Below are 16,521 nucleotides of genomic sequence, written 5' to 3'. Positions count from 1 at the left end.
TTCTTTAAAGATCGGCCAATTGACTTTCCGGCCGCCTTCCAAGTTTATAAGAGGTAGCAAAAAGTTTATGAACGGAGAATGTTCATTTCAGCTCAAGATGAATATGTTGCGCCTTCACCTCCTCGCCGAAGAACTGTGTGGCATGCTCTTCAAAATCGGCTACGGAATCGGTAGTGAAGAAGGTTTTACGGCCACCGGTCGATAGGGAAGCTGCCAGTTCCGGATGCCGGCGGAGATAGTCGGCCAGGCTATCGGCGACAATGGGTCCCTGCGCGATAAGCGATACGCCGGCGGGCAGGTATTTGCGGATACGGTCTTCCAGCAGGGGATAATGGGTGCAAGCCAGCAGCACCGTATCAATATCCGTTGCCTGTGCAAAAAGCTGCTCCAGGTCTTTCTGGATATAATAATCGACGCCATCGTTCCTGTAGTCGCCATTTTCGATAAAAGGAACCCATAACGGACAGGCCTGCTGATATACCCTGATATCGGGATAGAAATTGCGGATCTCAGTAACATAGGAGCCCGAGCTCACCGTGCCCTTGGTGCCCAGTACGCCCACGCTTCTTGTTTTCGTAAAACGGCCGATCACCTCCGCCGAGGGACGGATAACACCCAGCACCCGTTTCTGGCTACCCAGCGCCGGGAGGTCCTTCTGCTGAATAGTACGCAGGGCCTTGGCCGAAGCTGTATTGCAGGCCAGGATCACCAGTTCGCAGCCCTGGCTGAAAAACCAGTGCACACACTCCAGCGTATATTCGTACACCGTTTCAAAAGAGCGGTTCCCGTAAGGCGCCCGGGCATTATCGCCGAGGTAAAGGTAATCGTATTGCGGCAGCTTCCCGGCAATAGCCCGGAACACCGTAAGGCCGCCATATCCCGAATCAAAAATCCCAATAGGACACATGAAGATGGTAACGATTGAATGAACAATATGCGCCGGCAACTGCTGCTGCCCGCGGCGCCCGGGCCTGCCGTCAGCTCAGCAGGTAAGCCACATCTTCGCGGGTCAGCTTTTTCATAAAGCCATTGTCATCGGCGATCAGCTCTTTCACCAGGCTCAGCTTGCGTTCCTGTAGCAGCATGATCTTCTCTTCGATGGTGTCTTTACAGATCAGTCGGTAAGCAAATATATTCTTGGTCTGTCCTATACGGTGCGTACGGTCGATGGCCTGCTGCTCTACCGCCGGGTTCCACCAGGGATCCACGATATACACATAGTCTGCAGCCGTAAGGTTCAGACCCACGCCACCTGCCTTCAGCGAGATCAGGAATACACGGCAGTCTTCATCCTGCTGGAAGCGCTGTATCGCCTTTTCCCTTTCCGTAGAGGAAGTGCCGCCGTCAAAATAAACATAGGGAATGTTCTGCTTCTCCAATTCATCTTTGATCAGTCCCAGCATACCCAGGAACTGTGAAAAGACAAGCGCTTTATGGTTGCCGGTATTTTCGGTCAGCTCACGCACCAGCTCATCTATCTTTACCGAATGGTTCTCGAATTGCTCATCCTCGTTGAGGATAGCCGGGGAATCGCAGATCTGGCGCAGCTTCATGAGGCCGGTAAGGATGCTGAGCTGCGAACGCTCCATACCCTTCTCTTCAATCTCGCCCAGGATCTTGCTGCGGAAGCTGTTGCGGTAAGCATCATATATTTTACGCTGCTTGGGCCCCATCTCGCAGAAGAGCACCATCTCCGTCTTCTCGGGCAGATCGGGCGCTACCTGCTCCTTGGTACGGCGCAACAGGAAAGGATGGATCAGCTTGCGCAAATGCGTCTTGGCTTCTTCTTCCTGGAGCTTATCGATCGGCGTCGCAAATTCATTCCGGAAGAACTCCATGGAACCCAGCATGCCGGGATTGAGGAAGTTCATCTGCGCAAAGAGATCGAAGGTATTGTTCTGTACCGGCGTACCGCTCAGCGCCAGCCTGTTCTTGCTTTGCAGCAGCAGGGAAGCCTTAGCCACCTGCGACATCGGGTTTTTGATCGCCTGCGATTCGTCGAGCACCACATAGTCAAACTGCATCTGCGACAGCATCTTGATATCGCTGCGCAAAGTGCCGTAGGTCGTGATAATCAGGTTCACGTCTGCAAACTCTTCGGACTTGCTGCGGCGTTGCGCACCGTGATGGATCAGGTACTTGATGTCGGGTGTGAATTTCCGTATCTCATTCTCCCAGTTGTAGATCAGCGTGGTAGGGCAAGCCACCAGGTACATGGCCCTGGGATGCTCGTTGAGATAATGCTGTAAGAAAGTAAGCGTCTGCAGGGTTTTACCCAAACCCATGTCATCGGCCAGGATGCCGCCCCAGCCGATATCGCTGAGGAAAGCCATCCATTGGAAGCCCGCCTGCTGGTAGGGGCGCAGGGTAGCCGTTACATTGGCAGGAATATCGAAGGCTTGCTTTTTTTCAAAGTCGAAGTCCAGCAGCCGTTCTCGCTTTTCCGCCAGCTCGGCCAGCACTTCGGTCTCGCTGATCTGGTCGCTGAGCCCTTCGATGGCAGAGAAATGGAATTTCTTCAGCCGCAGCTTATTGCTTCCGTTCACCGCGCCCAGCTTCACCATCAACGCGTATTTTTCCATCCAGTCTTCCGACAGCAGGCCGATGCTGCCATCGCTCAGCGTTACAAAATTCTGCTTCTTGCCCAGGGCTTTCTTCACTTCGGCAATGCTGATGCTTTCTTCTCCGAATTTGAGCTCCACATCGGCGTCGAACCAGTCGATGCCGCTGCTGATCTGCAGCTGTGTCCGCGGCTTGTTCGGATTGATGCGCAACTGCTTCAGGCTTTCGTAGCCGACGATCTCTACATTGGCTTCGGCCAGCTTGTCGACAAAGCCGAAGTACCAGTTGCCTTTCAGCGCTTCGTTGGCCGGCAGCAAGAAGGAGTGTGCTTTACGGCTTTCCTGCATCAGCGGATGCAGGTGACGCAGCAGGGTAAGAAAGGTTTGCTCCGAAGCCTCGTTCCGTTCGTGCACGATCACCTTGCCGTTCCTTGCCGTAACGGCCGGCGTATAATCCAGCCATTGCTTTTCCACACCTTCGTAGTCAAAAATAGGTTTGAATACCATCATCTTGTCGGTCTCGCGCAGGTAAAGCTTCAGTGTCGGCTCAATCTCGGTAATGTTCTCCTTCAGGCTTTCATCGAACACGATCGCGGTATTGCCCGACAAAGGCAGCAGGTCCTTCTCCAGGTATTCGGGCCAGTCGGCGGCAGCGATCCTGACATTACCACCATTGCTGAACTGCTCCATGATGGTTACCACATCAATATTAGCCGCCGCATGAAAAGCACTCCCGATGCGGATCAGCGCGCTGTTGAGCACAGTAATATCGTCGTAGCCGTAAACCTCTTCGTCGATCTGCAGGCGCAGCTCCAGCATCACTTCACCATCAGCAGGCTTGACGAAGATCTCGGTCTGGAATACACGCGGCGAGAAGGTTGCTTTTTCAAGATGAGCGGTAACAAAATATTTGCCTTCCGGCAGGAAGTATACGAAGGGATAGCTGGAAAAGTGCTCGAGCAGCCTTTGGTACCGGGGCAGGTAAAAATCCCATACCTGGCGGCGCAGCTCATCCTTTGGAACATCCATCAGCTCCTTCGGCAGACTGTCCCAGAATTCGCCGAAGGGCGTATCCCGCTTGATCGATTTGAACAGCTCATCTGCACTCTGTTTGCGCAATGCCGTTACCAGCAGCTTATCGCGCTCCTGCAGGCCGGCGGGAGAAATATATTGGTTGGCCTCCAGCTTTTCGATCGTGCCGGTAAAGCCTTCGTTATGCCCATCGGGCTCCCCGGTCAGCAGGTCAAAGCTGGTATAGGGAAAGTACTCGCTCTTGCTGCCGCCGATCAATACACCCATTCTTCTTTTCTGGGGTATCGCTTCTTCGGCCACAGCAGCCTCCTTCTCTTCTTTATACTTCGATACCGGGGCGGCCGGCTGCATCGACAGCTTTTTTATGGAGGGGTCAAGCACTCTAAGGAAAGGCTTTCCGTCATGGTAGGCAAATTCAAACTTGCCCGTCAGGTCGTCTTTAAGACTATAGCCGTACAGGTTGAGGAGCTTGTCTTTCTGTGTATCCCAGTTGCGCAGCGTCCCGAAGTAATGACCGCCGTGCCGGTTAAGGATATCGAGAAATACCGATGCTTTGTGAATGCACAAAGGATGTGTGGCTTCTCCGCAGCTGCAGGAAGTATCGAAATAACGTTCTTCGTTTTGCCGGATCAGCACAGGATAGACAGTACCTTCTTCAGTAACTTCTGCTTTGACGGCATCGTTCTTGGCTTCCAGTATTTTTACCCGCTTTGCCCCGACCAACGCTTCCGCTTTTTCAAAAAGAGCGGCCGAAGAGAACAGCTTCAGGAAGTGCGTGGTAATCTGGCGCATCCTGATAGTGGTATGCGTTTGATCGTATTGCAGCTTTACGTTCTCGAAATAGCCGCTCTGCAACAGGTCGTTCAGCTGGAACAGGGCCGCCGCCTCATGACGGCATACACTGCCCATATTGTACGGACACTGGCAACGCAGGGAAATATTTTTGGGCTGCAGGTAATTCTGTACGGTTACCTTGTAATAGTTGCTGTACACATCATTGCGCACCCGGAAGACCACCTGCTCTATAAGGGTATCGTTCTCAAGCATCTGCACACCCGAAGTATGGAAAATACGCTTTCCCCTCCGGATCACCTCGTCGGTGGCATTATGGTACACATGTTTAATTAAATCTGGTAAGGACATTTTCTGATCACGCCTTTGAAAAAGGCAAGCGGCAAAATTATCGAAAAAGCGGGAGAAAAGGAACGCCCCGGACGATAAAGATCGTCATACCCGGTATTGCTATCCCCTATCCGGTTGATTTTTAAAGCCGGAAAATCCGGGCGATAAAATAAATTTTAGCTTTGCTCCATGACCAACCAGGAGATCGCCGATATTTTCGACCTGCTGTCCAAGCTGATGGACATTCACGGGGAAAACAGCTTTAAAACCAAAACATACAGTACGGCGGCTTACCGTATCGAAAAGCTGCCGGGTGCGCTGGAAAGTATGGCGCCTGCCAGCATGGGTTCTGTACAGGGTATCGGTGAGGCCGTAAGCAAAAAGATACAGGAGATCTTAAGTACCGGTAAGCTGGGATTGCTGGAAGAATACCTCGACAAAACACCTCCGGGTGTGGTCGAGATGCTGTCGATAAAAGGTATCGGTCCCAAGAAGATCGCGGTGTTGTGGAAAGAGCTGGGCGCCGAATCCATAGGCGAGCTGGAATACGCATGCAACGAAAATCGCCTGATCACGCTGAAGGGCTTCGGCGCCAAGACGCAGGAGAGCATCCTGAAGAGCATTGCTTTTATGCGCAACAATATGGGTTTCTATCTCTGGGCCGAAGCCGAAGCTTTTGCCCTGCAGGTGAAAGCCCAGCTGCTGCAGCTGTACCCACGGCACAAGATCGAGCTTACCGGCGATTTCCGCAGACAGATACTGGCCCTGGCTTCCATAGCTTTCGTGACCGATCTCGGCGATGCCGAGCTCAGGAAAGCCTTCGATCACAATCCCGACACCACTTTTGAAGCCAACGAGCAGACCCTTTTTGTAACGGTACCCAATGCGCCCACCCTCCATTTTTACTTTGCAGCGGCGGAAGATTTTTATAAAATCCTGTTCACAACCACTGCAGCGCCGGCCTTTGCCGATGCCTTCGCCACCGCTTATACCTTTCCGGCACATGCTGCCAGCGAGGCGGAAATTTTCAGCTACAACGCGCTGCAATATGTCGAGCCGGCCTTGCGAGAGACAGCAGCCATACTGGAAACTGCCGGTGCGCACCAGCTGCCGAAGCTGATACAGCCGGGCGATATCAAAGGCATCATCCACAGCCACTCTACCTGGAGCGATGGCGTGCACACCCTGGAACAGATGGCCACCGCCGCAAGGGACAAGGGCTATGAATACCTGGTGATCAGCGACCACAGCCAGGCAGCTTTCTATGCTAACGGACTGTCTCCCGAACGCATAGTGATGCAGCATGCCGAGATCGATGCCCTCAACGAAAAGCTGGCGCCGTTCCGCATTTTTAAAAGTATTGAAGCCGACATCCTACATGACGGCTCACTGGACTATACACCCGAAGTGCTTGCCTCATTCGACCTGGTGATCGCCTCGGTGCACAGCAATCTGAAGATGAGCGAGGAGAAGGCTATGCAGCGCCTGCTTGCTGCCGTAGCCAATCCCTTTACCACTATACTGGGGCATCCTACAGGCCGGCTGCTGCTGTCGCGTGAAGGCTATCTGGTCGACCATCGCCGCATGATCGACACCTGTGTAGCGCACAACGTGGTGATCGAGATCAATGCGCATCCCAGGCGCCTCGACCTCGACTGGAGCTGGATACCTTATGCACTCCAGCAGGGCGCGATGTTGTCTATAGATCCCGATGCGCACTCAATAGGTGGCATGGACCTGGTCAAATACGGCGTGTATGCTGCGCAGAAAGGAGGCCTTACGGCAAGCCGCAATCTGAGTTCTATGTCCCTCGCCGATTTTGAAGCCTTCCTGGCACAACGAAAACAATAAGCTTCGGCATCCCGCTTTATCAACCTGCAGATCACCTTGGTGGCCTGCAGGTTTTTTGTTTACGATTTGTTCATCTGCGGGCAGCTGTAATGTCTCACATATGAATTCAGCATGACCTTAGCGTTAAATCCGTCGGGTACATGCGCAAAAGCTTTTCCGGTAGCGGGTTTTACATCAGGAATAAAAATGTTCTTCGCGGCTTAACCTCCGGGTAAGCAGAACATAACAACGACGACATACGGAAGTAACTTTCACCACAGACTTTTGCGGCGCTTTTAACCAATCATTAAAAAAACCAGCAAAGTATGAGAACTTTTACCAAGCATGTTTTGGGCGTTATCGCTATGTCCCTGCTCGGCTTATCGGCGTCGGCGCAAGCCATCCTCGCCGGTATCTCGGGCAAGGTAACCGATCCGGAGGGCGAACCATTGCCCGGTGCTGCCGTCAGCATCCGGAACGAATCCACAGGCTTTACTGCCAAAACCATTTCCAACGCCGACGGCGCCTTCCTGGTAAAGGAGCTGCCGCTGGGCACACCGTATTCCGTTACTGTTGAAGCCATGGGCTTTGGCGCCCAGCGGCAAACCGACTTCTCCCTCAACCAGGGCGATCAGCTCCAGGTAAGCTTCAAGCTGGAAAACAAATCGCAGGAGCTGCAGGATGTCGTGATCACTGTAGGTTCTCCCCGCAACAAGATCGAGAACATCGGCGCTGCCACAGAGATCTCGGCAAGGGACATTGCCAAGCTGCCGGTGAACGGACGTAACTTCACTTCGCTTACCGACCTTTCCCCGCTGAGCACAGGTACCAGCCTTGGCGGACAGCTGCCTTCCGCCACCAATTTTACCATTGACGGTATGGCGGCCAGGGGCACTATTTCCGGCGGACAGCCTACCGGCGCTTATTCTATTTCTATGGAGGCCGTACGCGAGTTCCAGGTGGTGACCAACCAGTATGATGTTACTTACGGCAATGCCGGCGGCGGCACCATCAGCGCGGTAACCAAATCGGGCACCAATACCTTGTCGGGCAGCGCCTTTGTATATGGCCGTACCGACTGGCTTTCCAGCCCCTATGGCCTCAATGGTGAAAAGCGTAACCAGAAATTTTCGACTTACCAATATGGCTTCTCCTTAAGCGGTCCCATCATCAGGGACAAGGCCCACTTCTTCCTGGTATGGGATCACCAGACCGACTCCAGGCCGCTGTACATTGCCAATATCCAGTCGGCAGCCGACGAAAAACGCTTTAACGTGACGCAGGCTACCGAAGAGCAGTTCCTCAATATCGCGCGCAGCAAATACGGCGTCGCCGCTTCACCCCAGTTCGGCCAGTTCGGCAAAAAGAAAAACACCCATGCGCTCTTTGGCCGCATCGACTGGCAGCTGAGCGAGAAAAGCCTGCTGACCCTACGCGACAACTTCATCTACGACATGGACAACCAGTCGGACGGTGACAACACAGCGATCAACCTGTATGAAGTGTACAGCACCCGCAAGAGCATCAACAACAGCCTTATGGCCTCACTGCGTACCGCTATCGACGGGCATTTCACCAATGAGCTGAAGGTGCAGCACTACTGGGAATACAATAAGCTCTATGCCAACTCCCAGCTTCCGGCCGACAATATTCCCCGCGCCATCGTTCAGAACATTACCTCCGTGGCCGAGGATCAGACCAACCTCACAACTGCTATCCAGCTGGGCGGCCAGCGCTACGGCGGCGACTATTTCAACAACCACGTGATCCAGCTTACCGATAACCTGTTCTATAATACCGGTCACCTGCACTTCACGTTCGGCGCCGGCCTTACCTTCACCAACCAGAACTCGATCTACGGCAGCGAAACCAACGGCCGCTTTTATTTCACCGGTCTCGACAACTTCAACAACCTTACACCTTACCGCTATGCCCGCGACATTTACTTAACAAACGAAAAGAATATCCGCTTCAATATCCTGGTGCCTAGCCTGTATGCACAGGTACAAACCAACCTCTTCCCCGGCTTTGATGTTACTGCCGGTGTGCGTATGGACTATACCCGCTACCTGGAAAGCGCCAACTACAATCCTATCGTAGACCAGACCCTGGGACTGAATACGGCCAACAAGCTGACCACCCTACAGGTGCAGCCCCGCGTGCAGGCCACCTGGGATGTACGGCAAAACGGCCAGGATATTATCCGCTTAGGCGGCGGTATCATGGGCTCTGCGCTCAATCCCTATTGCATGATCAACAATATGCTGTTCGACGGCTCGCATATCGTTGGGGTAGACCTTACCGGGAACGCCGTGCCTACGCCTAACTTCCCCGGCTACCGCCAGAATCCTGCATCTGCTCCGGGTATGGACCTGCTGCAAAACCCCAATATCCCCAAGCTGGCAACCATCAACATGAACGGCAAGGATGCTAAAGTACCGGTGGTGTACAAAGCCAACCTTTCCTACTCCCACTTCTTCACCAAAGATTTCCGCATGAGTGTAAGCGGCTACCTGTCGATGGCCCGGAACAACTACACCTATGTAGACCGCAACATGGTTGACGAGCCTTACTTCCGTATTGCAGCAGAAGATAACCGCGGCGTGTATGTGCCGGCATCCACCATCAACGTATCCAATGGTAATGCCGACTGGACCAAGAGCCGGAAGACCGACCAGGTAGGTCGCGTGCTGGAGCTGCAGAGCACCGGAAAGGTAAACCAGATGGCCTTTGTAGTAGACGGCGACTACCGCTACTTCAAAGATGGAGAAATTGCTTTCTCCTATACCTGGAACCAGACCAAGGACAATACTTCCTATAATGGTAACGTGGCCAACACCGCTACCCTGGTGCAATACGTGAAAGACGATCCGCGCGACCTCAGCCGCATGAGTTATTCCGACAACCAGTTCCGCCACAAAGTGGTGGTGTACGGTACGGCGCCCACCTTCTGGGGTATCAGCGCCGGCATCCGCTTCTCGGGCCTCAGCGGTACCCGCTACTCGCTCAATGTGAACGGCAATATGAACGGCGACTTCGTAGCGACCAACGACCTGGCCTATGTCTATGATCCCAACAGCCCCTCCACCCCCCAATACCTGAAGGATGGTATCAATGCGATCCTGAACAACCCGAACGTAGAGCAGAGCGCCAAGAACTATATCCGCAAGTCTTTCGGTAAGATCGCTGAAAGGAACGGTGGTGAAAACCCTTTCTACGGTGTGTTCGATATTCGCCTGGCCAAAAAGTTCCCGGTGTACCACAAGCACAACGTAGAGGTGTCTGTCGATCTTTTCAACGTAGCCAACTTCCTGAACAAATCCTGGGGTGTCTATCATAACGTAGCGACGACCAACCTGTATACGATCAAAGGATTCGACCCTGCCACCAATACTTACAAGTATGCCGTCAACACCAATGCCGGCGTATCGCCTTTAAGCGGAAACCCTTACCAGGTACAGCTCGGCCTGCGTTATGGTTTCTGATCTACTCATCTGATAATTTAGTCCTCAATGAAAAGCAATCTTCTCAAGACTTTCCTCGGCGCAGCCTGCCTGCTGGCAGCCGCTCCTGCAATACAGGCCCAGAGCGGCCCTGCCCGGTACGTGGTGCTGGTTACCATCGACGGCTTCCGTCCCGAATTTTACCTGGACAGCAGCTACGGTATGTTTACCGTACGCGATATGATGCGCCGTGGCGTGGCCGCCAGGGGCGCCGACCCTGTATTTCCTTCGGTAACCTATCCCGATCATACGACATTGGTTACCGGCGTTACACCGGCGAAGCACGGCATCTATTACAACACTCCTTTCGAGGCCCAGGGACAGACCGGCAAATGGATGTGGGATTATAACCTCATCAAGACGGAAACCCTGTGGACGGCTATGCACAAAGCCGGCAAAAAGACAGCTTGCGTACGCTGGCCGGTGACCTACAATGCGCCCATCGACTATCGCATACCCGAATACTGGAACTATAAGGATGTGTCGGACGCAAGGCCTTATACCGCTAAGGCAACCCAACCGCTTTCCCTGTGGAAGGAAGTGCAGGAGCATGCGACCGGGCTGCTGGAAGCCGACGATATCGGATCGGAGCATAATGAGCTGGTATCTGATGAGAACATGGCCCGCATTACCGGCTACCTGCTGCGCCGCTACAAGCCCAACTTTACGGCAGTACACCTGGCCTGCACCGATCATTACGAGCACCAGGAAGGCCGAGAGGCCTATATGGTAAGGGCCTCGGTAGCCGGCGCCGACCGCTGCATCAAGACGATCATCGAGTCGCTAAACCGCGCAGGCATCGCCGACAGCACCCTGCTGATCGTTACCGGTGACCATGGCTTTGAGAATATCTACCGCTCCTTCAATCCCAATTACCTGCTGAAAGAAGCCGGCCTGATCAAAGATGTAAAGGCCAATGACTGGAAAGCCCAGTTCCACAGCTCGGGCGGCGGCGCTTTCCTGCAGCTGAAAGATCCCAATGATAAAGCTACAGTAGCTAAGGTGGAGCTGCTGCTGCAACAGCTGCCCGATTCGCTGAAGCGGTACTTTGCTATCGTCGGGAAAGATAAGCTGGAGCAGGTAGGCGCCGATCCCGGCGTGCCCCTGGCCCTTACCGGCCTTAACGGTACTTCCTTCGGCGGCAGTACAGACCACCTCATCGAGCCTTTCGACAAGGTAAGGGGCACCCATGGCTACTTTCCCGACCATCAGCAGATCAAAACAGGATTTGTCGCCTGCGGTCCCGGCCTGAAGCCCGGTGCAATGGTAGACAATATGCGCCTGCTGGATGTAACCCCGCTCGTCGTAAAGCTTACCGGCATTGCCTTTCCGCAAACCGACGGCAAGCTGACCGAAGCCTTCCTGAAGTAAGTTGAGTCCATATAGTGTTGATTAACGGAGCTGTCCTTCCGGACGGCTCCTTTTTTTACGTTTGTTCAATCGTTCTTTTCACATTTATCAATGGGCCTATAGAGAAATAAGGGTTTGTTTTTTCTTGCCCAAGCGGATGCGATCCCGCTACGGCAACGGATTTCTGCCTACCTTTGCGGGCTCATGAACCTGCAAACTTTGCTGGGATTTTATCAGAACGATATCCGCACAAAACAGATAGCGGCGGGGCTTTCATTGCCCGATCCCAAAATGCGCCTTCAGCTGCGCAACCTCAAAGGCTCATCCCTCAACTTTACTGCGACCGCCATTTGGCAGCAAAGCCACGCCAACCATGTGTTCGTGCTCAACGACAGGGAGGAAGCCGCTTACTTCCACAACGATCTTGAAAACCTGACCCAGGCCCTGGACATCTGCTATTTTCCCGACTCCTTCAAGAAGAGCGGCGACTATCGCAACCTCAACAGCAGCCATGTGATGCTGCGAACCGAAGCCCTGGCGCATCTTTCTTCCCGCGATCAGAAAGCGTTGAGAAAAAAGGTGCTGGTCACTTATCCTGAGGCGCTTTTTGAGAAAGTGGTCAAGGCCACTTCGCTTTCGTCCAATATGATCCATATCAAGACCAGCGAGCAGCTGAAGGTGGACGAGCTCATCAAACGCTTTGTAGACCTGGGCTTCAGGCGGGAAGACTTTGTGTACGAGCCGGGACAGTTTGCCATGCGCGGCGGCATTCTCGATATCTATTCCTTCGGCAACGAACATCCTTACCGTATCGAGCTGTTCGGTAACGAGGTGGACAGCATCCGTATCTTTAACCCGGAGACCCAGCTGTCGGAGCGTAAGCTGCTGCAGGTATCGATACTACCCAATATCGAAACCAGATTTGAATCGGAAGAAAAGATCTCCCTGCTTGATTACCTGCCGGCTGATACGGTATTCTGGTTCAAGGACCTGGCCTTCGCGATGGAGAAGCTGGACAAGCTGGAAGCTGACCTGCCCGAAAAGCTGCCTGCTGGCGGCTTAGCCTCTATTGAGCAGGAAGAGCAACTGATCCGGCAGCTGACAGCGGCAGACTTTGAAGAGACGGAAACCTGGAAGCGCAAGCTGCTCGACCGGCACCTGATCGAGTGGACCGAAACGGAGCCGGACCAGGATGCCGGCAACGATAGCCAGTCCAATGCTGATTTCCACACGGACAACCAACCGGTATTCAACCGCAATTTCGAGCTGCTGATCGCCAACCTGAAGCGGCAGGCAGAGGCCGGCTATACCCCCTATATCTTTGCCGAAAATGCGAAGCAGCTGGAGCGGCTACGAACCATATTTGAAGATTCAGGCGCCCAGATCAGCTTTGTACCCATACCTGTTTCTTTAAGTAAGGGCTTTGTTGATCACGACCACAAGGTGCTGGCCTATACCGACCACCAGATCTTCCAGCGCTATCATAAGTATAAAGTAAAGCAGGCCTACAGCAAGGGCAAGGCGATAACGCTGAAAGCCCTAAGGGAGCTGCAGCCCGGCGATTTCGTTACCCATATCGATCATGGTGTGGGCGTATACAGCGGTCTGCAGAAGATCGAGGTGAACGGCAACCTGCAGGAAGCCGTACGCATCCTGTACCGCGATAATGACGTATTGTACGTCAACATCAACTCGCTGCACAAGATCAGCAAATACACCGGCAAGGAAGGTACTGTACCCAAGGTGAACAAGCTGGGCAGCGACGCCTGGGAAAAGCTGAAGAACAAGACGAAGAAGCAGGTGAAAGATATCGCCGCCGATCTCATCAAGCTTTACGCCAAACGAAAGGCCTCGCCCGGCTTTGCACACTCGCCCGACAGCTACCTGCAGACCGAGCTGGAAGCTTCGTTCTTCTACGAGGATACACCCGACCAGAGCAAGGCTTCGGCCGATGTGAAAAGGGATATGGAAGCGGCTTCGCCCATGGACCGCCTGGTATGCGGCGATGTGGGCTTTGGTAAAACGGAGATCGCGGTGCGCGCCGCCTTCAAGACGGTAGGCGACAGCAAGCAGGCGGCCGTGCTGGTGCCCACCACCATTCTGGCTTACCAGCATTACCAAACCTTTAAAGAACGGCTCAGGGATTTCCCCGCTACAGTAGATTTCATCAACCGCTTCAAGTCGGCCAAAGAAAAAAGAGAGACGTTGAAACGGCTGGAGGAAGGGAAGATCGATATCATAATCGGCACTCATGCTTTGCTGGGTAAGGAAGTGAAGTTTAAAGACCTGGGGCTGCTCATTATCGATGAGGAGCAAAAATTCGGGGTAAGCGCCAAGGAGAAGCTGCGGGAAAGGAAGGCCAGTGTGGATACCTTGACCCTTACTGCCACACCGATACCGCGCACCCTGCAGTTCTCGTTGATGAATGCCCGCGATCTCAGCATTATGAATACGCCGCCGCCCAATCGCCAGCCGGTGCATACCGAAGTGATGGGCTTCGACGAGATCGCGATACGCGACGCCCTGTATTATGAGACCGAACGCGGCGGACAGGTGTACTTCGTGCACAACCGAGTGCAAAGCCTGCCTGCCATGGCAGAGAAACTGCGCGAGCTCTGCCCCGACCTGGAAATAGAAGTAGCGCACGGACAAATGGAAGGTGCAAAGCTGGAAAAGACCTTGCTCGACTTTATGAGCAATAAGTTCGATGTGCTGTGCTGTACGAATATTGTAGAGAGCGGGGTCGACATTTCCAATGCCAACACGATCATCATCAACAACGCGCACCAGTTTGGTCTCAGCGACCTGCACCAGCTGCGGGGCCGCGTAGGCCGGAGCAATAAAAAAGCTTTCTGCTACCTGGTGGCCCCTTCGCTGGTAACCCTGCCCGACGACAGCCGCAAGCGCCTGCAAACGCTGGAACAGTTCAACGAGCTGGGCAGCGGCTTCCAGATCGCTATGCGCGATCTCGATATCCGCGGTGCGGGCAATATCCTGGGTGGCGAGCAAAGCGGCTTCATCGCCGAGATCGGTTTCGAGATGTACCAGAAGATACTGGCAGAGGCAATCCACGAGCTGAAGAGCACCGACTTCAAGGAGATCTTTGCCGAGGAAATGGAACGCAAACATGATTATGTAACCGACTGCACCATCGATACCGATCTCGAGATCCTGATTCCCGACACTTATATCGAGAACATTACCGAACGGCTTTCGCTCTATACCCAGCTCGACGATATTGAAGAAGACCTGGAGCTGCAGCTGTTCGAGGAAGATCTTGTCGACCGTTTCGGTCCTGTTCCGCCCCAGGTGAAGGACCTGTTCACGACCTTGCGCTGCCGTAAAATGGCAAAAGAGCTGGGCTTTGAAAAGCTGATCCTTAAGAACGAGCAGATGCGGCTTTACTTTATCAGCAACCCCGACTCGCCCTACTTCGAGAGCGATACCTTCAATAATATCATGCAGTATATTCAAACTCAGGTGAATAATGCAAGGCTGAAACAAGTGGGCAAAAACTTCATGCTTATTGTGGACCGTATCAAAACCATGAGCGATGTGGAATGGTTTTTGAAAGGCATGATTATAGAGTAATTCTATAAATTTCCAGTTTTTTTGCTAAAAAATATCTAATACTGATAAACCGGGGGAGGAATACAAAATATTGTGTTCCTTCTTAATTATAAATAGTCGTCAAATATATCTGACGAAAAAATATAATAAATGTAAAAAGCTGCATAACTTTCCCTTGAACCAATCCATACAATTTCTTATGTGCAGAATCAAAAGCCGCGGCTTTTTTGCTGTGTGCCTGGCGCTTCTGGTCGCTGTAGGGCCTATGGCTTCAGCCAAGATCAAGATGATGCGGATCACACCTGCCAAGGAAAAAATCCAGATCAATCATTTCCGTATTACACGCACTATCGATGAACGCCTGGACAAGTCGAACAACATCGGTTACCTGAGCACCGGCGCGCACAATTACTTTCTGAAAGCCGAGTTCCGCCAAAGCCTGGAAGAAGAGTTTACCCAATTTCTGAATGAAAGCACCGTACAAAATGGTTTGGCAGAAGAAGTAGAGCTCCATGTCTATGATTATCTCCTGTACGAAAAATCTTCGTTCAAAGGCGCCGAGATAGCCCTCAATACCCACTATACGCTCTTCAATAAAGCAGGACACCGCCTGATGGATTATGTCATTACCGATACCCGTAACACCGGTATGTTCATGTCGGTAAATGCCGGTGAGCTGATGTGCCGCAACCTGACCAACTACCTGTCGGAAATGGATCAGAAGATCGGACCTTTTCTGGCTATGTACAAAGGCAACCAACCTATCAAGGTATCTTACATCTTTGTGAAAGAACCACAGCAGAAGAACCTCCTGCCTTACAATCCGCAGCGTCCGCTGAATATTTTCCATTTTGTGGCCAAGGCGCCCGAACAGGGTACCGAGCCCTCATCGGCCGAATGCGGGTTGATGATCAACTACCAGATCCGCCATATCGATGGCCAAGCCGAGGCTTTTATCGAGCTGCTGCCTTACTTCGACCAGGCGCGCTCCTGGCTGCGTCAGGGACAGGATGTGAAGAAGCGGCTTGCCTACGAGCAGACCTATTTTAAAATATCAGCCTTTGTTACAAATGAATTAATCAAGGAATTACAAGAAAAAAGTTTTACCTTCAACTCATTGAAACCGGACATCGATGCGCTTCGTGAAAAATACGTAAGCCGCATGAAAACCCTACAGCAGGAATATATTGCAGAAACCGAATATGGCGACAATATGGCTTCTATGGAAAAATGGAGCCGTAAGGTGGCTTTCTACCCGGCTTATGCACCCCGGTAATTACGTCTTCTTCTTCTTTTGTTTATACAGGGCTGCTTCTCTCTAAGCGGCCTTCTTTTTTGCCTGTTACCAAACAGGCCGTTCGTCGCGCATGCTATCTTATTCCGTAGGAGCAAAGCCTATCTCTACGCAAAGCGGATCAAACGGAAAAGTTGGGGGATACAATATTGGTATGTCCTGATGAAAATCCGGGGCATCGGTTCAGACACAGCGGATGGAACGCTTCGGTACTTATGGATGAGCTTGTCCCGCATCTGCATGGCCAGGACGGTCGGGA

At 52.7% G+C, this 16,521-nt stretch carries 7 protein-coding genes; 5 read left to right on the top strand and 2 right to left on the bottom strand.

What is annotated here, in order from left to right; all coding sequences use genetic code 11:
* Nucleotides 1-82: 82 nt before the first annotated feature.
* Nucleotides 83-907: a glutamate racemase gene (murI, locus tag DZC79_RS00665; RefSeq protein ID WP_118949620.1), complete on the bottom strand. Its 825-nt coding sequence runs from the start codon at nt 905-907 to the stop codon at nt 83-85.
* 70 nt (nt 908-977) lie between these two features.
* Nucleotides 978-4,709, bottom strand: a complete 3,732-nt coding sequence (locus tag DZC79_RS00660; RefSeq protein WP_232831723.1) for a DEAD/DEAH box helicase — start codon at nt 4,707-4,709, stop codon at nt 978-980.
* Nucleotides 4,710-4,904: 195 nt separating this feature from the next.
* Here DZC79_RS00660 and DZC79_RS00655 point away from each other — a divergent pair, with 195 nt between their 5' ends.
* The 5 genes from DZC79_RS00655 (at nt 4,905) to DZC79_RS00635 (ending at nt 16,244) form a co-directional block, all read left to right on the top strand.
* Nucleotides 4,905-6,566 carry a DNA polymerase/3'-5' exonuclease PolX gene (locus tag DZC79_RS00655; RefSeq protein WP_118949618.1) on the top strand — a complete coding sequence of 554 codons (1,662 nt, stop codon included), beginning with the start codon at nt 4,905-4,907 and terminating at the stop codon, nt 6,564-6,566.
* Nucleotides 6,567-6,871: 305 nt separating this feature from the next.
* Complete coding sequence (locus DZC79_RS00650; protein WP_118949617.1) at nt 6,872-10,030, top strand: TonB-dependent receptor; 3,159 nt, start codon at nt 6,872-6,874, stop codon at nt 10,028-10,030.
* 27 nt (nt 10,031-10,057) lie between these two features.
* Nucleotides 10,058-11,419, top strand: a complete 1,362-nt coding sequence (locus DZC79_RS00645; protein ID WP_118949616.1) for an alkaline phosphatase family protein — start codon at nt 10,058-10,060, stop codon at nt 11,417-11,419.
* A 183-nt stretch (nt 11,420-11,602) separates the two neighbouring features.
* A complete protein-coding gene (gene mfd / locus DZC79_RS00640; protein WP_118949615.1) occupies nt 11,603-14,989 on the top strand; it encodes a transcription-repair coupling factor in 3,387 nt (1,128 codons plus the stop codon).
* A gap of 178 nt (nt 14,990-15,167) precedes the next feature.
* Complete coding sequence (locus tag DZC79_RS00635) at nt 15,168-16,244, top strand: hypothetical protein (protein ID WP_118949614.1); 1,077 nt, start codon at nt 15,168-15,170, stop codon at nt 16,242-16,244.
* The last annotated feature ends 277 nt before the right edge of the window (nt 16,245-16,521 follow it).

Source organism: Taibaiella helva (assembly GCF_003545695.1).
Lineage (GTDB): Bacteria > Bacteroidota > Bacteroidia > Chitinophagales > Chitinophagaceae > Taibaiella > Taibaiella helva.
Note: the sequence above shows the minus strand (reverse complement) of the source record. Positions and strands in the feature narration are given on the sequence as shown.

What these genes read in the sequence shown, in the direction of transcription:
- murI (WP_118949620.1), bottom strand. Translation starts at nt 907, where the DNA reads ATGTGTCCTATTGGGATTTTTGATTCGGGATATGGCGGCCTTACGGTG.
- DZC79_RS00655 (WP_118949618.1), top strand. Translation starts at nt 4,905, where the DNA reads ATGACCAACCAGGAGATCGCCGATATTTTCGACCTGCTGTCCAAGCTG.
- DZC79_RS00650 (WP_118949617.1), top strand. Translation starts at nt 6,872, where the DNA reads ATGAGAACTTTTACCAAGCATGTTTTGGGCGTTATCGCTATGTCCCTG.
- DZC79_RS00645 (WP_118949616.1), top strand. Translation starts at nt 10,058, where the DNA reads ATGAAAAGCAATCTTCTCAAGACTTTCCTCGGCGCAGCCTGCCTGCTG.
- mfd (WP_118949615.1), top strand. Translation starts at nt 11,603, where the DNA reads ATGAACCTGCAAACTTTGCTGGGATTTTATCAGAACGATATCCGCACA.
- DZC79_RS00635 (WP_118949614.1), top strand. Translation starts at nt 15,168, where the DNA reads ATGTGCAGAATCAAAAGCCGCGGCTTTTTTGCTGTGTGCCTGGCGCTT.